Annotated in this window: 14 protein-coding genes; 1 reads left to right on the top strand and 13 read right to left on the bottom strand. The window is 66.2% G+C overall.

The features are described from left to right. Positions 1–64: 64 nt before the first annotated feature. From tilS to DVU99_RS08585, 5 genes are all read right to left on the bottom strand, one after another. Positions 65–1,354, bottom strand: coding sequence for a tRNA lysidine(34) synthetase TilS (tilS, locus tag DVU99_RS08605; RefSeq protein ID WP_232823522.1), 1,290 nt, complete (start codon positions 1,352–1,354; stop codon positions 65–67). Then, entirely contained in the window at positions 1,347–2,102 is a 756-nt protein-coding gene (locus tag DVU99_RS08600) for an NYN domain-containing protein (RefSeq protein ID WP_114239819.1), read from the bottom strand. The genes tilS and DVU99_RS08600 overlap by 8 nt, the downstream gene beginning before the upstream one ends. Positions 2,103–2,283: 181 nt before the next feature. Further along, entirely contained in the window at positions 2,284–3,240 is a 957-nt protein-coding gene (locus tag DVU99_RS08595) for an acetyl-CoA carboxylase carboxyltransferase subunit alpha (RefSeq protein WP_114239818.1), read from the bottom strand. Positions 3,241–3,379: 139 nt separating this feature from the next. Further along, positions 3,380–6,934 carry a DNA polymerase III subunit alpha gene (gene dnaE / locus DVU99_RS08590; RefSeq protein ID WP_114239817.1) on the bottom strand — a complete coding sequence of 1,185 codons (3,555 nt, stop codon included), beginning with the start codon at positions 6,932–6,934 and terminating at the stop codon, positions 3,380–3,382. Between the two features lie 98 nt (positions 6,935–7,032). Next, complete coding sequence (locus tag DVU99_RS08585; RefSeq protein ID WP_114239816.1) at positions 7,033–7,569, bottom strand: TlpA disulfide reductase family protein; 537 nt, start codon at positions 7,567–7,569, stop codon at positions 7,033–7,035. Positions 7,570–7,742: 173 nt separating this feature from the next. Between DVU99_RS08585 and DVU99_RS08580 the strand changes: the two genes are divergently transcribed. After that, the gene (locus DVU99_RS08580) at positions 7,743–9,185 is read left to right on the top strand and encodes an amino acid permease (protein ID WP_114239815.1); all 1,443 of its coding nucleotides are present in this window, start codon (positions 7,743–7,745) and stop codon (positions 9,183–9,185) included. 51 nt (positions 9,186–9,236) lie between these two features. Here the strand turns inward: DVU99_RS08580 and DVU99_RS08575 are convergent, their stop codons facing one another. The 8 genes from DVU99_RS08575 to rseP all read right to left on the bottom strand — a co-directional run bounded on the left by DVU99_RS08575 (position 9,237) and on the right by rseP (position 18,228). Continuing rightward, a complete protein-coding gene (locus DVU99_RS08575; RefSeq protein WP_114239814.1) occupies positions 9,237–9,443 on the bottom strand; it encodes a hypothetical protein in 207 nt (68 codons plus the stop codon). A gap of 431 nt (positions 9,444–9,874) precedes the next feature. Continuing rightward, positions 9,875–10,456: a ribonuclease HII gene (gene rnhB / locus DVU99_RS08570; RefSeq protein ID WP_114239813.1), complete on the bottom strand. Its 582-nt coding sequence runs from the start codon at positions 10,454–10,456 to the stop codon at positions 9,875–9,877. A gap of 34 nt (positions 10,457–10,490) precedes the next feature. Further along, positions 10,491–11,672 carry a lipid-A-disaccharide synthase gene (gene lpxB / locus DVU99_RS08565; protein WP_114239812.1) on the bottom strand — a complete coding sequence of 394 codons (1,182 nt, stop codon included), beginning with the start codon at positions 11,670–11,672 and terminating at the stop codon, positions 10,491–10,493. A 113-nt stretch (positions 11,673–11,785) separates the two neighbouring features. Further along, entirely contained in the window at positions 11,786–12,559 is a 774-nt protein-coding gene (lpxA, locus tag DVU99_RS08560; RefSeq protein WP_114239811.1) for an acyl-ACP--UDP-N-acetylglucosamine O-acyltransferase, read from the bottom strand. After that, positions 12,556–13,029: a 3-hydroxyacyl-ACP dehydratase FabZ gene (fabZ, locus tag DVU99_RS08555; protein ID WP_114239810.1), complete on the bottom strand. Its 474-nt coding sequence runs from the start codon at positions 13,027–13,029 to the stop codon at positions 12,556–12,558. Before fabZ ends, lpxA begins: the two co-directional genes overlap by 4 nt. Beyond that, entirely contained in the window at positions 13,022–14,050 is a 1,029-nt protein-coding gene (lpxD, locus tag DVU99_RS08550) for a UDP-3-O-(3-hydroxymyristoyl)glucosamine N-acyltransferase (protein WP_114239809.1), read from the bottom strand. The genes fabZ and lpxD overlap by 8 nt, the downstream gene beginning before the upstream one ends. 117 nt (positions 14,051–14,167) lie before the next feature. Then, positions 14,168–16,663: an outer membrane protein assembly factor BamA gene (gene bamA / locus DVU99_RS08545; protein WP_114239808.1), complete on the bottom strand. Its 2,496-nt coding sequence runs from the start codon at positions 16,661–16,663 to the stop codon at positions 14,168–14,170. A 218-nt stretch (positions 16,664–16,881) separates the two neighbouring features. After that, complete coding sequence (rseP, locus tag DVU99_RS08540) at positions 16,882–18,228, bottom strand: RIP metalloprotease RseP (protein WP_114239807.1); 1,347 nt, start codon at positions 18,226–18,228, stop codon at positions 16,882–16,884. Positions 18,229–18,230: the final 2 nt, after the last annotated feature.

Raw genomic sequence — 18,230 nt, 5'->3', positions numbered from 1 at the left:
CCCTGTGGGCGACCGCCGCGCCGCGTCGTTACCGCTTTACCCGTGCTCCGCGCGCGTGGCGTGGCTAGAACGCGGGCTGCCAGTGCGGACGGGCGGGGCCGAACAGGCTGGCGCCTCGGGCGCTGAGCCAACGGTCGCCGACGCCGACCAGCTCTTCGCCCGCGTAGAGCAAGGGGCAGGCCAGGCGTCGCCACGGCGGCATGGCACTCTGCTGGAACAGGTCGCGGAGCTCTCGGGTGTGGGCGTCGCCGGCCGGCCGCAACTGTTCACCGCCCTGGCGCAGGCGCACCGTCAGGGGTTCGGCGAGCCGTCCAGCCGGCTCCAGCAGCAGGCTGCCGCCATCGGGCAGGGGCAGCGGCTCGCCATGCCACGATGACTGCCACTGCGGATCGATCACCGGTTGCGGTGGCAGCGCCCAGAGTCGGCCCTTCCACACGTGCAGCTCCGCGCCGGCCCAGCGGATGCATGGCAGCTGGCCGTCGCGCGCCAGGCACTGCCGCTCGATCTGTTCGCGCTGGGCCGTGGTCGGGGCGGGCAGGCCGCGCGCATGCAGCCATTCGTCGAGCAAGGGCTGGCGCAGCGCCTGTGGCAAGGCCAGCCAGCCGGCGGAGTCCAGGCTGCCGCTGGCCGGGTCGAGCAGCGCGGTGAGGGCGGGGCGCCATTGCTGCTCCAACGCATCGGCGGCGGCGCGGCTCAGGCGCGCGCTGTGCAGGATCGATTCCACCGCCTGCGGCCAATGCTGGCTCAGGCGTGGCATCACCTCGTGACGGAGAAAGTTGCGCGAGAGGCGGCTGTCGGCGTTGGAGGGGTCTTCGATGCAAGGCAGTCGATGATCCCGCACGTAGCGGCGCAGCGTGTCGCGCGGTACGTCGAGCAGCGGGCGCCACAGCATGCCCTGCCCCAGCGGGCGTTGCGGGCGCATGCCGCCCAGACCTTCCGGGCCGGCGCCACGCAGCAGCTTCAGCAGCACGGTTTCGGCCTGGTCGTCGCGGTGATGGCCCAGCAGAAGGCGCTCACCTGGACGCAGCGAAAGCGCAAAGGCGCGGTAACGCGCCTCACGTGCCGCTGCTTCCAGTCCGTACCCTCGGGCGTGGTCCACTTCCACGCGCAGGACCAGGCAGGACACCCTCCATTCCCCGGCAAGCTGCCGGCAGTGTTCGGCCCAGGCGTGGCTTTGCGGGTGCAGGCCGTGATCGACATGCAGCGCGCGCAGGCCGCGCGCCTGTGCCAAAGGCAGCTGGGCGAGCGCATGTAACAGGGCCGTGGAGTCGGGGCCGCCGCTGTAGGCCACGCACAGCGCACCGCCCTGCTGCCCACGCAGCGCCTGTTCCAGCGTTGCAGGCAACTCAATCACGAGCAGGGGATTTCTTGGTCTTGTTGCGTACGTAGATCACCTTGGGCCGGCCTTCCCCCGGGCTGCGCCGGTCGATCTCGAACAGGGTGGTCGCCGCGATCAATTCGCTGAGCTTGTTGTAGCCGTAGCTGCGTGCGTCGAAGTTCGGGCGCTGTTTGGTGACGATGGAACCCACGCCGCCCAGCGCGGCCCAGCCGTCGTCGTCGGAGGCGGCTTCCACCGCATTGCGCAGGAGGTTCACCAGGCTGGAGTCCTGCTTGAGCTGCGCGGCGGTGCGTGGCTTGAGCGGCTGCTCCTCATCGGGTTTGGCGACCAGGATGTCGGTGTAGATGAACTTGTCGCAGGCGGCCACGAAGGGATCGGGTGTCTTGCGCTCGCCAAAGCCGTACACGATCAGTCCCGATTCGCGGATGCGCGCGGCGAGGCGGGTGAAATCGCTGTCGCTGGAGACGATGCAGAAGCCGTCGAAGCGACCGGAGTACAGCAGGTCCATCGCATCGATGATCATCGCCGAGTCAGTGGCGTTCTTGCCACTGGTGTAGCCGAATTGCTGCATGGGCTGGATGGATTGCGTGAGCAACTGCTCTTTCCAGCTCTTGAGGTGATTGGACGTCCAGTCGCCATAGGCGCGCTTCACGTGCGCGGTGCCGTACTTGGCGACCTCGGCCAGCAGCGCTTCCGCAATCGCGGGCTGCGCGTTGTCGGCGTCGATCAGCACGGCAAGCTTGGTGGCGTGTTCGTTGGCCATGGCGCGATTTCCTCGGCGGCGTTGCCGCGGATGGTAGCGCGTGGGCGTGAGGAGGCGGTGAGGCCGGTCGCGCGCATGGAGCGCGCTTCTCCTGTAGAAGCCCACCCTGTGGGCGACATGCGGTGCATTCGCCGACGGGTAGGGCTCGCACAGGGTGCGCTGCTACAGGGGGCGTGCTGGATTACTCGATGTAGGCGCCGTAACCGCGCAGGCGCTTGTAGCGCTGCTCGAGCAGGTCCTTCAAAGGCATCGCTTCGAGCTCGTCGAGCTGGTTCATCAGCACGGCCTTCAGGCGCACGGCCATGGAGTGCGGGTTGCGATGGGCGCCGCCCAGCGGCTCGCGCACCACCTTGTCGATCAGGCCCAGCTCCAGCAGGCGCGGCGCGGTGAGGCCCAGGGCCTCGGCGGCGTCCCTGGCCTTCTCGGCGCTCTTCCACAGGATCGAGGCGCAGCCTTCGGGCGAGATCACCGAATAGGTGGAGTACTGCAACATGACAGTGCGGTCGCCCACACCGATGGCGAGTGCACCACCCGAGCCGCCTTCTCCGATCACGGTGCAGACGATGGGCGTCTTGAGGTCGGCCATTTCCAGCAGGTTGCGCGCGATGGCCTCGGACTGGCCGCGCTCTTCGGCGCCCACGCCCGGGTAGGCGCCTGGGGTGTCGATCAGGGTGAGCAGGGGCAGGCCGAAGCGTTCGGCCATCTTCATCAGGCGCAGCGCCTTGCGGTAACCCTCGGGACGCGGCATGCCGAAATTGCGGCGTACCTTGCCCTTGGTGTCGCGTGCCTTCTGGTGGCCGATGATCACCACCGAACGGCCATTGATGCGGCCCAGGCCGCCCACGATGGCGGCGTCGTCCGCATAGGCGCGGTCGCCGGCCAGCTCGTGGAACTCGTCGCAGATCACGCTGATGTAGTCGAGCGTGTACGGGCGCGCCGGATGGCGCGACAACTGGGTCACCTGCCAGGGCGTGAGGTTGCGGAAGATCTCGTTGGTCTTCAGCTTCAACTTTTCGCGCAGGCGGCCGACTTCTTCGTCGATGTTGAACGCCTGCCCGTGGCTGGCATGGCGAAGCTCTTCAATCTTCGCGTCCAGCTCGGCGATCGGGTGTTCGAAATCGAGGAAGTTGGGATTCATTCGGTGCATTTCAGGACACGGAAGCGCACCAGTATACCGGTCTGGGAAAAATCGCGGAAACGGGGGCGTATGGGTCGTGCGTCAGGCTTCACAAAGCCGTCATTGCCGCGAAGGCGCGAATGACGGCAATTAGGGCGGGCTAATCGCCCCGCGGCCGATCATCCGTCTTGACGATGCGCAGCCTGGCCGCTTCCACGCCCGGCACGGCGCGGATGGCGCGCAGCAGTTCGGGGATGGCGTCCACGCGCCACTCCTCGCCCAGCTCCAGGTCGGCCTGGGCCACCTGGTTGTGGTAGCCGTACAGCACCACGCTGGCGCGTCCGCCACGGTAGCCGGAGAGCGTGCGGCGCAAGTCGTCGATGAAGCCAGGGCCGACGCCGTTCAGTTTTAAACGCAGCAGACGGGCGTAGCGGCGGCAGGCGTCACCGAGGCTGAGCGCGCTGCGGGCGCGCACGGCAAAGCCGCCGCCGGAGAATTCGTCAATGCGCAGGCCACCTTCCACCACCAGCAACTGGTCGCGGGTAAGCAGTGGGGCGACCTGCTGGTACAGCTCGCCGAAGAAGCTGACCTCGATGATGCCGGTGCCGTCCTCCAGCCGCACGAAGGCGTCGCTGTCACCGCGCTTGCGCACGGCGGTGACCATGCCGGCCACCGTCCACGGCGTGTCCGGGCCGCGGCGGAAGCGGTTGTCCTCGCCGTCGCTCTTGCGCGGCTTGGGGGGCTGGTAGCGCTCGGCGATCTCGCCCAGCGGGCAAGTGGAAAGCTGGGCCAGCTCCTCCCGCCACGGATCGGTGGGATGGCCAGACAGGTAATGGCCGAGCGTGTCGCGCTCGCCCTGCAGGGTCTGCTCCAGCGGCCAGTCGGCCACGATGGGCAGATCGACTTCGACGGTTGGCGCGCTCGCGCCCATCATGGCGCCGAACATGTCGTTCTGGCCGCTCTGCTGGTTGCGCAGGTGCTGGTCCGCTGCCTTCATGGCATGGGGCAGCTGTGCCATCAGGCTGGCGCGGTTGGGGGCCAGGGCATCGAGCGAACCGGAAAGAATCAGCGCTTCCAGTACGCGGCGGTTGAGTTTGGTCGAGTCGACGCGACGACAGAAGTCGGCCAGATCGGTATACGCGCCACCACGGCGCCGTTCGTCGGCAATCGCCTCGCATGCACCCTGGCCGACGCCCTTGATCGCGCCCAGGCCGTAGCGGATCACCTTGGGTTCCACCGCGACGAACATGAATTCCGACGCGTTGACGTCCGGCGGCAGCACCTTCAGGCCGATCGCCTTGGACTCGTCGATGAAGGTCACCGCCTTGTCGGTGTTGTCCATGTCCGACGAGATCGTCGCGGCCATGAACTCGGCGGGGTAGTGCGCCTTCAGCCAGGCCGTCTGGTAGGAGACCAGCGCATACGCGGCGGCGTGCGACTTGTTGAAGCCGTAGCCCGCGAACTTCTCCATCAGGTCGAAGATCTGGTCGGCCTTGTCGCCGGTGAGCCCGTCCTTGGCCGCACCCTCGCGGAACATCGCGCGGTGCTTGACCATCTCCTCGGGCTTTTTCTTGCCCATCGCGCGACGCAGCAGGTCGGCGCCGCCGAGCGAATAGCCGCCCACGATCTGCGCCATCTGCATCACCTGCTCCTGGTAGACCATGATGCCGTAGGTCTCTTTCAGGATCGGCTCGACGCGCGGGTCGGGGTATTCCACTTCCTCGCGGCCGTGCTTACGGGCGACGAAGCTGGGGATCAGGTCCATCGGGCCGGGGCGATAGAGCGCCACCAGCGCGATGATGTCCTCGAAGCGGTCGGGCTTGGCGTCCTTGAGCATGCGCTGCATGCCCGAGGATTCGAGCTGGAACACGGCGACGGTCTGCGCCTTCTTCAGCAACTCGTAGGCGGCCACGTCGTCGGTGGCAATCGCCGCGATGTCGAGCGCTTCCTCGCCCGCCGCCGCGCGTCGCGCGTTGATGGCTTTCACCGCCCAATCGATGATGGTGAGCGTGCGCAGGCCGAGGAAGTCGAACTTCACCAGGCCGACGGTTTCCACGTCGTCCTTGTCGTACTGGGTCACCACGCCGGCGCCGCCCGGTTCGCAGTACAGCGGGGCGAATTCGGTGAGCGGCTTGGGACCGATCACCACGCCACCGGCGTGCTTGCCGACGCCGCGCGTGAGGCTTTCCAGGCTCAGCGCGAGGTCGATCAGCGTGCGCGCTTCCTCGTCCTGTTCGTACAGGTCGCAGAAGTCCTTGACGATGCGATCGGGTTCTTTCTTGGCTTTCTCCGAACGACCCAGCGCGCATTGCAGCGTGAGGTCGAGCGGACGCGCCGGAATCAGCTTGGCGATGCGGTCGACCGCGTTGTAGCCCATGCCGAGCACGCGCCCGGAGTCGCGCAGCACAGCCTTGGCCGCCATCGAGCCGTAGGTGATGATCTGGCTGACGTGGTCGCGGCCGTACTTGCGCGCGACGTAGTCGATCACCTCGTCGCGGCGATCCATGCAGAAGTCGATGTCGAAGTCGGGCATCGACACGCGTTCTGGATTGAGGAATCGCTCGAACAGCAGGTCGAACTGGATCGGGTCGAGATCCGTGATCTTCAGCACCCAGGCCACCAGCGAGCCTGCACCCGAACCACGCCCGGGGCCCACAGGAATGCCGTTCTGCTTACCCCAGTTGATGAAGTCCGCCACGATCAGGAAGTAGCCGGGGAAGCCCATCTTGATGATGACGTCCAGCTCGCGTTCCAGGCGCGTTTCGTACTCCTCCTGCGTGCGACCCGGCGCGACGCCGGCGAACGCCAGTCGCTCCCTCAGGCCCTCGCGGGAAAGCTCGCGGATGTAGCTGGCCAGGTCGTGGCCTTCAGGCACCGGGAAGTCGGGCAGGTAGTAGGTGCCGAAGCTCAGTTCCAGGGTGCAGCGCTTGGCCAGCTCGAGGGTGTTTTCCAGCGCCTCGGGAATGTCGGCGAACAGCGCCTCCATCTCCTCGGGCGACTTCAGGTACTGCTGGTCGCTGTAGTCGCGCGGACGCTTGGGATCGGCCAGCACGCGGCCCTGGTTGATGCACACGCGGGCTTCGTGCGACTCGAAGTTTTCCTGCTTGAGGAAGCGCACGTCGTTGCTGGCGATCACCGGCAGGTCGAGCTGGGCGGCCAGCGCGAGCGCCGCGGCGTTCCAGTTCTCTTCGCCTTCGCGGCCGGTGCGGGTGAGCTCCAGATACAGGCGGTCGGCCATCTGGGTGGCGAACGGACGCAGCCGCGCGGCTGCGACGTCCACGCCCTGGTTCACCGCGATGCGCCCGGCCTCGCTTTCGCGGCCGAGCATGGCGATCAGGCCGTGGGTGGCCTGCGGAGTGAGCCAGGCCATGTCGACCATGGCACGGCCGCTGTGCTGCCCGTCGCGCCAGGCGCGCGACACCAGGCGCGAGAGGTTGAGATAACCCTCGTGGTTCTGGCAGAACACGGTGAGGCGCCACGGGCGCGGATCGTCGGGCGAGCTCACCCAGAGGTCCGCGCCACCGATCGGCTTGATGCCGGCTGCGCTGCAGGCCTTGTAGAACTTCACCAGCGCGAACATGTTGCTGTCGTCGGTCAACGCCACTGCTGGGATGCCCGCGCGCACGCAGGCATCGACCATGCCCTTGATACGGATGGTCGAGTCGACCAGCGAATACTCGCTGTGCAGGTGCAGGTGGGCGAAGCGGACGGACATGGCGCGCGCGCAGGATGGAACGCCAGCCTACCGGCGCGGGGCGGGACGGGCAAGAATTGACATCCGCCCCGCCAGCGGCCCGGCAACGGCCGCCCCGCTTATGGAGGGGCCGCCGTGACCGGTGGGAGCGCTGGTGCGTTCAGCAGGTCCTGCAGTTCGGCCAGGATGCCGTCGAGATCATCCTCGCCATAGCCGACGTGAATGTGGGCGATGCGGCCGTCGCGCCCGATCATCACCATGTAGGGCAGGCCGTCGATCCCATACGGCTTGGAGATGCTGTTGTCGCCGGGTTCGTAGGTAAGGATCACGTCCAGGTCCTTCCAACGGTTGCGGATCTTCCTGAAGGTATCCAGGTCGTCCTTGTGATTGACGCCCACCACCTGCAGTTGATCCGCGCCCACCTTTTTCTGGATCGCCGCCAGTATCGGCATTTCCTTCAGGCAATAAGGGCACCAGGAGGCCCAGAAGCTGACGATCACCACCTTCCCATGGAAGCTGGAGACGCGCACGTCGGCGCCGTGGCGGTCGTGGCCGAGGAAGTCAGGTGGCGTATCGCCCGCACCGGGCTGGGCCAGGCACGCGGTGGCGCATGCCAGCGCCATGACAGCCAGCGCGAGGGCAATGATTCGTTTCATGGTGTTCTCCCCTTTGGCGGGAGCTTAGCGCAGGCGCAGGCAGGTCGATGGAATGCCGGAAGCGGCGACAGCGCCTTACTGATGGCGGTTGCGGGCCGCGACCACGGCTGGCATGGTTCGGTGCTTTAACCCTGCAAAGCAGGCAGCCCCCGGAGTTGCCGAAGGCGTCCACCATGTCCCTGATCCGCTCGCTATTTACCGTCAAGCCCATCGAGGCCTCGCTCTCCGCCAACGACAACCTGCGTCGCACGCTGGGTCTGCGGGATCTGATCGTATTGGGCGTCGGGGCGGTGATCGGCGCGGGTATCTTCGTCATCACCGGCCAGGCTGCGGCCGAGCACGCTGGCCCGGCCCTGACCATCTCCTTCGTGCTGGCCGGCCTGGCCGCTGCGCTGGCCGCGCTGAGCTATGCGGAATTCGCGGCCATGCTGCCGGTCTCCGGCAGCGCCTACGTGTATGCCTACGCCACCTTCGGCGAGCTGCTGGCCTGGTTCATCGGTTGGAACGTGGTCGCCGAATACCTGCTGGCGGTTTCCTCGGTGGCGGTGGGCTGGTCCGGCTACGGCGTGGGCCTGTTGCACAGTCTCGGCATCGACATGCCGGCGGTGCTGTCCAATGCGCCGCTGGCCTTCCGCGACGGCCACTTCGTGGCCACCGGCGCCTGGATCAACCTGCCTGCGCTGCTGGTGGTGGCGGCGATCACGGCGCTGCTCTACGCCGGCACGCGCCAGTCGACGGCGTTCGCCAGCGTAGTGGTGGCGTTGAAGGTGCTGGTGGTGATCCTGTTCGTGGTGTTCGGCCTGCAGTACATCGACACCTCGCTGTGGCACCCCTATGTGCCGCCCAGCCAGGGCGGCGACCACTACGGCTGGGCCGGCGTGTTCCGCGCCGCGACCAGCGTGTTCTATGCCTACATCGGCTTCGACGCGGTGGCCACCGCCGCACAGGAGACGCGCAATCCGCAGCAGAACGTGCCGGCCGGCATCCTGATCTCGCTGGCCATCTGCACGGTGCTGTACATCGTGGTGGCCGCGGTGCTGACCGGCCTGGTGCCGTACCCGCAACTGGCCACCGCCGAGCCGGTGGCGACCGCGCTGGCGGCGCATCCGCCGCTGGCCTGGCTGAAGCTGCTGACCCAGGTGGGGGCCGTGGCCGGCCTGACCTCGGTGATCCTGGTGATGCACATGGGGCTGGCCCGCATCCTCTATTCGATGGCGGGCGATGGCTTGTTGCCGCGTACGTTCGGCGCGGTGCACGAGCGCTTCCGCACGCCGCATCGCACCACCTTGCTGGTGGGCACGATCGGCGGCCTGCTGGCGGCGGTCTTCCCGCTCAGCCTGCTGGGTGACCTGTTGTCGATGGGCACGCTGCTGGCATTCGCCACGGTGTGCATCGGCGTGCTGGTGCTGCGTCGCACGCGCCCTGAGCTTCCGCGCGGCTTTCGCGTGCCGGCCGCGCCGGTGGTGTGCTCGCTGGGCGTATTGGTCTGCCTGTTCCTGCTGGCGCAGATGAACCTGGGCAACTGGATGCTGCTGGCCGGCTGGACCGTGCTCGGCATGCTCATCTACGTGGGCTACGGCTACCGTCACAGCCGCCTTCGTTCGGGCACTCGCTGACGGTGCCTCCCGCGACGACGGAGCGATCCGTCGTCGCCTTCGCTCATCGGCTCATGAGATATGGAAACGCTCGTCGCCGGACGGGCTGTCGATGTAGTGGTCCAGGCCCTGCACCTTGAGTGGATGCAGGTCGTAGTCGACGTGCTGGTATTCCGCGTCGATGATGGCTGCGATCTCGTCCGGCGTGAGCTGGGAGGTCGGTGTGATGTTTGGACTGGCGTCCAGCGGTGCGTTGTGCGGGCGGTTGGGAAGCGTCATGACACGACTCCTGCGGTCAGATGCGCGCGTGCTTGTTTTGGGCCGCGTAGCCGGCAGGACCACGCGGGGCGGTCTCATGCATCCGTGCCTTGCTGGAAGTACACCGCGCCGCGGATTCGGGCGTATCGGTCGGTTGGCGTGGGCTGGGGCGGCCTGGTGGCTTCGCTTCCTGTATCCGAATGGATGCAGTGGTGACGGAAAAGGTTGCCTCGTCGAAAGCGGCGTTTTGATCACGCAACGGCAGCGCCGTTGTTTCCTGACAGTCCGGGCCACGTCGCAGGTCGTGGCTATCGGTGAGTCAAGCCTATTCTAGCTCCGTTACATGCGGGTAACGTGGGTCATTGGGCATGCCCGAATCCGGCGAGGCTGGCGCTGTTGTTGCTAAGCGCAGCGACTCAATCGCGTTGATATGGACGTCCATATGATGGACATCAGAACAACACGCCCTGGTCGACCAGGATCTTGACTGGCGCAAAACTGCGTCGGTGATGTGGGCACGGACCCAGTCGCTTGAGCGCATCCAGGTGGGCCGGCGTGCCGTAGCCCTTGTGCTCGGCGAAGCCATAGCCCGGGTGTTCGCGGTCCAGCGCCACCATCCAGCGATCGCGTGTGACTTTGGCCAGGATCGAGGCGGCACTGATGGCTGGTTCCAGCGCGTCGCCGCCAACGATGGCTCGTCCCGGGCAGGGGAGTTCGCGCGGAAGCGCGTTGCCGTCGATCCAGGCCTCGTGCGGCGCGAGCGCCAGGCCCGCCAGGGCGCGGCACATGCCGGTCATGGTGGCCTGGTAAATGTTGATGCGATCGATCTCGTCGGGCATCACCATCACCACGCAGTGCGCCATCGCCCGCGCGACGATCTGCGGATAGAGCGTCTCGCGGCGTGCCTCGGTGAGCTTCTTGGAGTCGTTGAGGCCCTCGATCGGCAGGGCCGGGTCGAGGATGACCGCAGCCACGGCCACCGGGCCGGCCAGGGGGCCACGGCCGGCCTCATCGACGCCGGCGACGAGTCGCATCACCGTTCCGGACGCCGGGCGGTTGGCGCGGGCCTTAGCCACGCGGGGCCTCGATCAGTTCAGCCACGGCCTCGGCGGCAAGGTCGCCCGCGTGGCCTTCGAGGTCGCCACGCAGTGCCTGGTGCAGTTGCTCGAAGGCCGCCACGATGGCGCCGCGCCGTTCGCTGTCGCGGAACAGCTCGAGCGTGGCCCTGGCGAGCTTGTCGGCGGTGAAATCGTCCTGCATCAGCTCGGGCACCAGCAGGATCTTCTCGCCCATGCCAGCGGCACGGGCGAGGATGTTGGGCAGGGAGTAGACGTCAGTCTTGAGCATGTTGAGCGTGCGCGCGATGCGGTAGCTGACCGGCGACACCCGGTAACCGACCACCATCGGACGCTTGGCCAGCATGGCTTCCAGCGTGGCCGTGCCCGATGCCAGCAACACCACGTCCGCTGCAAGCATGGCTTCGTGCGCGTGGCCGTCCAGCAGCTGCGGGGCATCCGCGCCGCCAGCGTCGCCGAGCAGGGCCTGGATGCTGGCACGCACGCGTTCATTGGCGGCAGGGATCACGACGCGAAGGCCCCGCAGTTCCGCCGCCACCTTGCGGGCGGCTTCGATGAAGCCTGGGCCCAGCATCGTCACTTCCGACGAACGGCTGCCCGGGAGCACCGCCAGCACCGGCACGTTTTGGGGTAGCCCCAGGAAGTCCCGCGCACCGGCGCGGTCGGACACCATGGCGAAGCGATCGGCCAGCGGATGCCCGACGAAGCGCGCGTCGACGCCATGGCGTGCGTAGATGGCGGGCTCCATGGGAAACAGGCACAGCACGCGATTGGCGCTGCGGCCGATCTTCTCGGTGCGCTTTTCGCGCCAGGCCCATACCGAGGGGCTGACGTAGTGCACGGTACGCAGGCCGGCTTCGCGCAGGCGCTTTTCCACGCCGAGGTTGAAGTCGGGTGCGTCGATGCCGACCACCACGTCCGGCTTGGCGGCGATCAGGCGCGCCACCAGCTCCTTGCGCAAGCGCAGCAGGCGCGGCAGGTGCGAGACCACCTCGGCGAAACCGAACAGCGAGAGTTCCTTGATGTCGTACCAGGACTCGAAGCCCTGGGCCTGCATGCGCTTGCCGCCGATGCCGACGAAACGGACGCCGGGGTAGCGGCGACGCAGCGCGGCCACCAGGTCGGCGCCCAACTGGTCGCCGGAATCCTCGCCGGCGATGAGCGCAATAGTCATTGCACCGGGAGCAGGGAATCGGGAGTCGGGAATAGAAGAGTCCGCAGCGCCCCGCGTGGTGGGCGGTCCGGCTGGCTGTCCCGATTCACTATTCCCCATTTCCTATTCTCTCGTTAGCGCGCCAGCGATCGCTCGCTGCGGTCGAGGAAATCCAGCATGGCGCGCACGTCCTCGCTGTCTGCGGCCTGGCTGACCAGCTGTTCGCGCGCGTCCGCGAGGGTCAGGCCAGCCATGTACAGCGTGCGGTAGGCCCGCTTGATCGCAGCGATGCGCGTGGCATCGAAACCACGGCGCTTGAGGCCCTCGCTGTTGATGCCGCGGGGGCGGCCACGCTGCTCGTTGGCCATCAGCACGTAGGGCGGTACGTCCGAGCCCAGCAGGCAGCCCATGCCGATGAAGGCATGCGCACCGACCTTGCAGAACTGGTGTGCGCCGGAGAAGCCGGCCATCACTACCCAGTCGCCGATCTCCACGTGGCCGGCCAGCGCCGAATAGTTGGAGAACACGGTGTTGTTGCCGATCTTGCAGTCGTGCGCGATGTGCACGTAGGCAAGGATCCAGTTGTCGTTGCCGATCTGCGTGACGCCGCCGCCGTCGCCGGTGCCGCGATTGATGGTGACGTATTCGCGGATCTGGTTGCGGTCGCCGATCACCAGCTCGGTGCGCTCGCCCTTGAACTTCTTGTCCTGCGGATCACCGCCGAGCGAGGCGAACTGGCTGATGCGGTTCTCGCGACCGATGCGGGTGGGGCCCTCGATCACCACGTGCGGCCCGATCACGGTGCCTTCGCCGATGTGCACGTCGGCGCCGATCACGGTGAATGCGCCGATGCTGACGTTCTCGCCGATGACGGCGGTGGGATCGATCTGCGCGGTCGGGTGGATCATTTGTCCGACCTCGCGGCGCACATCAGTTCGCAGCTCGCCACTTCCTTGCCGTCCACGATGGTGCGTGCCTCGAACAGGCCCATGCTGCGCAGCAGGCGCTTGAGCGAAACCTCCAGGCGCAGCTGGTCGCCAGGAACCACCGGCGCGTTGAAGCGCGCGTTGTCCACCTTGGCCAGGTAGAACAGCGGGCTGCCCGTGGTGCCCTTGAGACGGCTGGAGATCTGGGTGAGCAGGCCCGCTGCCTGGGCCATCGCCTCCACGATCAGCACGCCCGGCATCACCGGGTGGCCCGGGAAATGGCCCTGGAAGAACGGCTCGTTGATGGTGACGTTCTTGATCGCCACCACGCTCTTGTCCGGTACCAGCTCGATCACGCGATCGACCAGCAGGAAGGGATAGCGGTGCGGAAGCAGTTGCTGGATCTGTTCCACGTTCACCGGTAGATGGAATGGCACGGTGAGGTCACTCATTGTTGCTGTCCTTTTCCAGCGCCGAGAGCCGGCGCACGTATTCGTCGAGATGCTTGAAACGGGCCGCGTTGCGCCGCCATTGGCGGTTTTCCTGCAGCGGTACGCCCGAGGAATATTCGCCGGGCTCGCGTATCGAGTGCGTGACCAGGCTTTTGGCGGTAATGGTAACCCGGTCGGCCACTTCCAGATGGCCCAGCACGCCGGCGTTGCCACCGATCATGCAGTAGCGGCCGATCTTGGCGCTGCCTGCGACCGCCGCACAGCCGGCGAGCGCCGTGTGGGCGCCGATGTAGACGTTGTGGGCGATCTGGATCTGGTTGTCCAGGCGCACGTCTTCTTCCAGCACCGTGTCGTCCAGCGCGCCGCGGTCGATGGTGGTGTTGGCACCGATTTCGCAATCGTCGCCGATGCGCACGCCGCCGAGCTGGGGCAGCTTGATCCAATGGTCGCGGTCGAAGGCGAGGCCAAAGCCGTCGGAACCGATCACTGCGCCGGGGTGAACCAGCACGCGCTTGCCCAGGGTCACCCGGATCACCAGCGTCACGCGGGCCACCAGGCGGCTGTGCGCGCCCACGGTGCATTCGGGGCCGATGATGCAGTGCGGGCCGAGGACGGCACCGTCCTCGACCACGGCGCCGTCCTCGATCACGCAGCCCGGGCCAACGCTGGCGGTGGCCGATACGCGGGCACTGGCGGCGACCACAGCGGTCGGGTGGATGCCCTGGGGCGCTGCGGGCAGGCGCTCGAACAGCGCGGCGATCTTGGCGTAGGCGACATAGGGGTCGCGCGCGCCCAGGGCCGGCACCGGGCTGTCGCCGACGTTCTCCTCACGCATCACCACCACGCCGGCGCTCGTGGTCGCCAGTTGCGAGGCGTATTTGCTGTTGGAGAGGAAGCTGAGCTGGCTGGGGCCCGCGCCAGCCAGCGTGCCCACCCCATCGATGACGCGTGTGCCGTCGCCGTGGTGCGCGAGGCCGAAACGCTCGGCAAGCTCGGAAACGGTGATCTGGAAAACAGTCATGCTTGGGCTCCCTGCAATCGGGCCATTGTAGGGCGTGAAACCCTGCGACGTGCACCAAAAAGAAAGCGCGGCACGGCCGCGCTTTCCCTGGTCCCGCTTCCCGGACCCTTCAGGCGATCAGAACTGGCTGCCGAAGGTGAACTGGATGCGCTCCTCGTAGTGGTTGTCGTCCTGCTGCGTGCGGATCGGGAACGCGAAGTTGATGATCAGCGGACCGATCGGCGCCTGCCAGTGCAGCGACAGGCCGGTGGAGACGCGCAGCGTGCTCGCGGTGAAGGCCGAGTAGGACGTGTACGCATTGCCGACGTCCACGAACCACGACACACGGGCCGTGTTGATGTCCTTCAGGAACGGCAGCGGCAGGTACAGTTCGGCCGTGCCCAGCACCTTGAATGCACCGCCCAGTGGCTGCGCATAGCTGTACACGCTGCCGGTACAGGTGCCATCCGGGTTCGGCTGGATCGGCACCTGCTTGCCGGCCGCGTTGGTATAGGTGCCCACGCAGACACGGGGGCCGAGGGTGTTGTCCTCGAAGCCGCGCACGTCGCGCACACCGCCGGAGTAGTAGTTCTCCCAGAACGGGAACGGAATCTTCTGGCCGGCCTGGTAGATGCCGTCCTCGCTGCTGTTGTCGAAGGTCTGGCCGTAGGTGTTGCCGTAACCGATCTGGCCGTCCAGGTAGAGCACGAAGCCCTTGCCGATGGGCCAGTAGTGGTTCGCCTCACCGAAGATCTTGTAGTACTGCACGGTGGAGCCGGGCAGGGCGACATCGGTCGACAGCGAGATCATGCCGCCGCGGGTCGGCGCCCAGTAGCCGTTGCGGGTGTCGTGCGTCCAGCCCAGGGTGGCGTCCCAGGTATGGATCGTGTTGTGGCCCAGCGCGGTCAGGTAGTCGTTCAGCACCTGCGGCGAGTAGTTGACGGTCTGGTACTCGACGTTGCCGTTGGCGTCGTAGACGGGGTTGCCGTTTACGTCCAGCACTTCCTGCTGGTAGCTCAGGTTGATCTTGTTGCTGTTGATGCCCAGGCCCGTGCGGATGGTGTCCGTTTCGGAGATCGGGAAGCTGAGGAAGGTGGAGAACGACTTCTGCGAACTTTCGTAGTTCACGAAGTCGCTGTTGGTATCACCGTAGTTGCTCTTGGTGTAGCCCACGGTGTAGCCGATACCCACGCCACTGTCGGTGAGGTAGGGGTTGAAGTAGTTCGCGCTGATCGAGGTGGAGTAGTCGCTGCGCGACGCGCCCACGCTGAAGCTGTCACCGGTGCCCAGGAAGTTGTTCTGCGACACCGACGCGGACAGGATGATGCCCGAGTACTGCGAGTAGCCCACGCCGAACATCAGGCTGCCGGCGGACTGTTCTTCCACCTTCACGGTCAGGTCGACCTGGTCCTCGGTGCCGGGCACCAGGGCCTTGTCGATGTTGACGGTCTTGAAGTAGCCCAAGCGCTGCAGGCGGATCTTGGAGCGGTCGATCGCCGGCTGCGAGTACCAGCTGCCTTCCAGCTGGCGCATTTCGCGGCGCATCACGTCGTCTTCGGTGCGGGTGTTGCCCTGGAAGATCACGCGGCGCACGTACACGCGCTTGCCCGGCTCGATGTAGAGCGTGAGGTCAACGGTGCGCTTGTCCTTGTCCAGCTTCGGCACCGGTGTCACCTTGGCGAACGCGTAGCCGATGCTGGCGAGGATGGTCTTGATCGAGTTGGTGCTGGCCTCGATTGCCTTGCGGTTGAAGGTGTCACCCTTGTGCACGTACACCAGTTGCTTGAGCGATTCCTCGGGCAGGATCAGCTCGCCGAGCAGGTGCACGTCGGAGATGGTGTAGATGTCGCCTTCCTTCACGCTGGCGGCGATGTACATCGAGCGCTTGTCCGGCGCGATCGTCACCTGGGTGGAGTCGAGGCCGAAATCGGCGTAGCCGCGGTCCATGTAGTAGGACTGCAGTTTCTCGAGGTCGCCGCTGAGCTTCTCACGCGAGTACTGGTCGTCCTTGGAGTACCAGGACAGCCAGTTCGGCGTATCCGACTCGAAGCCCTTGCGGATCTCCTTGTCGGTGAACGCCTTGTTGCCGACGATGTTGATTTCCTGGATCTTGGCGACCTTGCCTTCGCGGATTTCGATGTCGATGGCAACGCGGTTGCGGTCCAGGTTGGTCACGTGCGGATCGACCGACACGTTGTACTTGCCGCGGTTGTAGTACTGGCGCACCAGTTCCTGCTGCACGCGGTCCAGTGACAGGCGGTCGAAGGTCTCGCCTTCGGACAGGCCGATCTCCTTCAGGCCCTTGCGCAGATCCTCTTCCTTGATGTCCTTGTTGCCGCGGATGTTGAGCTTGGCGATCGACGGACGCTCGATCACCTTGATGACCATGATGTCACCCTCGCGGTCGATCTCCACGTCACTGAAGAACTTGGTCTGGTACAGGGCGCGGATGGCGCGCTGGGCACCTTCGTTGGTCAGGCGGTCGCCCTTGTTGACGGGCAGGTAGTTGAGCACAGTGCCTGCAGAGATGCGGCTGAGACCATCGATACGGATATCGGAAATGGTGAACGGCTCGAACGCGAGGACATTGGCGGATAGGGAGGCAAGCAGGATCAGGGCGGCGATACGCTTCATCGTCGATTCCGTTGTTTTTTATTCCGATGGGGCGGCCGGAACCGCCCCGATCAATACGTGAAGCCAGGACAAGCCCAGCCTTGAAAGGGTGCTTGCATCTTCCCCAGATGCGCCGGGTAAACCATCGCCATGTGTCCGTCGCGCGTGCTTGGCCGCACACGCCGCGGATACGCCATGACCCCCTGACACCGTGCGACCTTCGGCAAAGTCGGCACGCGTCACGAGGGCAGGAAGCGATGGATGTCGTTGTAGAAGGCCAATCCCATCAACGTGAACAGCAGAACCAGGCCGACATACTGACCGGCCATCATCGTGCGTTCGCTGACGGGGCTGCCCTTGACCAACTCAATAAGGTAATACAGCAGCCAACCACCATCCAAGACGGGGATTGGCATCAGGTTGAGGATCGCAAGGCTGAGCGAGACCATGGCGAGGAAGCTCAGGAACCAGCCCGCGCCCATGCTGGCCGAGGCGTTGGCCACCTGCGCGATGCCAATCACGCCCGACAGGTTCTTGGTCGAGGCCTGGCCGGTCAGCATCTTGCCGATCATGTTGAAAGTGGAAGCTGCGCTTTCCCAGGTGGTCTGCAAGGAGGCGCCCATGGCCTTCAGCGGCCCGTAGCGCAGCACCGCGGGCTCGCGCGCCAGGGGGGATACGCCGATCACCCAATTGGTGGGCTGGCCCTGCAGCGACTCCCAGCGCGCGGTGACCGGGATCGTGAGCGTCTGCTCCCCGCGCTGGATGGCCATGCTGAGGGTGGGTGACTTGGCGGCTTCCTCCGGCACCAGGTGCTGGAACTGCTCGTAGCTGTCCACCGGCTTGCCGTTGACGCTGAGGATGCGGTCGCCACCCTGCATGCCGGCGGTGGCCGCAGCCTCGCCAGCCAGCACGGTGGCGGCTACGGCGGGAACCGGCGCGAGCTTCAGGCCCAGCTTGTCCAGGTACTGCCCGATGTCTTCGCCGGCGGGCAATTGGTTGAGCGGCAGCGTGACGGTGCGCTCGGCGCCGTCAGTACCGCGTACGGCCAGCGGCAGCGGGTCACGGCCCAGCAGGGCGTTGGCCACCGCGTCCATCGAGTCGCTCCAGGTCGCCACGGCGTGGCCATTCACGCTCAGGACGCGATCGCCGGTACGGATGCCGGCCTCGGCGGCCATGCTGTGCGGCGTGGCTGCCACCACTGGCGCCACGTCCGGCTTGCCGATCAGGAACATCAGCCAGAACGCGACCACGGTAAAGATCAGGTTGAAACCGGGGCCGGCCGCCACGATCGCGATGCGCTGCCACACCGGCTTGCTGGTGAACTCCTGGTCGGCCAGCGCCGGGTCCACCTCGCCCTCGCGGGCGTCGAGCATCTTCACGTAGCCGCCCAGCGGGATCATGGCCACCTGGTATTCGGTGCCGTCCTTGCCGATGCGCTTCCAGATGGCTTTGCCGAAGCCCACGGAAAAGCGCAGCACCTTCACGCCGCACTTTCGCGCCACCCAGTAGTGGCCAAATTCGTGAAATGTCACCAGCACGCCGAGCGTGACTAGCAACCAAAACACTGAGCCGAAAAGAGGATTCATCA

The organism is Dyella sp. C9 (assembly GCF_003332825.1).
Taxonomy (GTDB): domain Bacteria; phylum Pseudomonadota; class Gammaproteobacteria; order Xanthomonadales; family Rhodanobacteraceae; genus Dyella.
The sequence above is the reverse complement of the archived record's forward strand: the minus strand, read 5'-3'. Positions and strand labels throughout refer to the sequence as shown.

What these genes read in the sequence shown, in the direction of transcription:
- fabZ (WP_114239810.1), bottom strand. Translation starts at nt 13,029, where the DNA reads ATGAGTGACCTCACCGTGCCATTCCATCTACCGGTGAACGTGGAACAG.
- DVU99_RS08585 (WP_114239816.1), bottom strand. Translation starts at nt 7,569, where the DNA reads ATGAAACGAATCATTGCCCTCGCGCTGGCTGTCATGGCGCTGGCATGC.
- DVU99_RS08600 (WP_114239819.1), bottom strand. Translation starts at nt 2,102, where the DNA reads ATGGCCAACGAACACGCCACCAAGCTTGCCGTGCTGATCGACGCCGAC.
- rnhB (WP_114239813.1), bottom strand. Translation starts at nt 10,456, where the DNA reads ATGCGACTCGTCGCCGGCGTCGATGAGGCCGGCCGTGGCCCCCTGGCC.
- rseP (WP_114239807.1), bottom strand. Translation starts at nt 18,228, where the DNA reads ATGAATCCTCTTTTCGGCTCAGTGTTTTGGTTGCTAGTCACGCTCGGC.
- DVU99_RS08575 (WP_114239814.1), bottom strand. Translation starts at nt 9,443, where the DNA reads ATGACGCTTCCCAACCGCCCGCACAACGCACCGCTGGACGCCAGTCCA.
- DVU99_RS08595 (WP_114239818.1), bottom strand. Translation starts at nt 3,240, where the DNA reads ATGAATCCCAACTTCCTCGATTTCGAACACCCGATCGCCGAGCTGGAC.
- DVU99_RS08580 (WP_114239815.1), top strand. Translation starts at nt 7,743, where the DNA reads ATGTCCCTGATCCGCTCGCTATTTACCGTCAAGCCCATCGAGGCCTCG.
- lpxA (WP_114239811.1), bottom strand. Translation starts at nt 12,559, where the DNA reads ATGATCCACCCGACCGCGCAGATCGATCCCACCGCCGTCATCGGCGAG.
- dnaE (WP_114239817.1), bottom strand. Translation starts at nt 6,934, where the DNA reads ATGTCCGTCCGCTTCGCCCACCTGCACCTGCACAGCGAGTATTCGCTG.
- lpxB (WP_114239812.1), bottom strand. Translation starts at nt 11,672, where the DNA reads ATGACTATTGCGCTCATCGCCGGCGAGGATTCCGGCGACCAGTTGGGC.
- lpxD (WP_114239809.1), bottom strand. Translation starts at nt 14,050, where the DNA reads ATGACTGTTTTCCAGATCACCGTTTCCGAGCTTGCCGAGCGTTTCGGC.
- bamA (WP_114239808.1), bottom strand. Translation starts at nt 16,663, where the DNA reads ATGAAGCGTATCGCCGCCCTGATCCTGCTTGCCTCCCTATCCGCCAAT.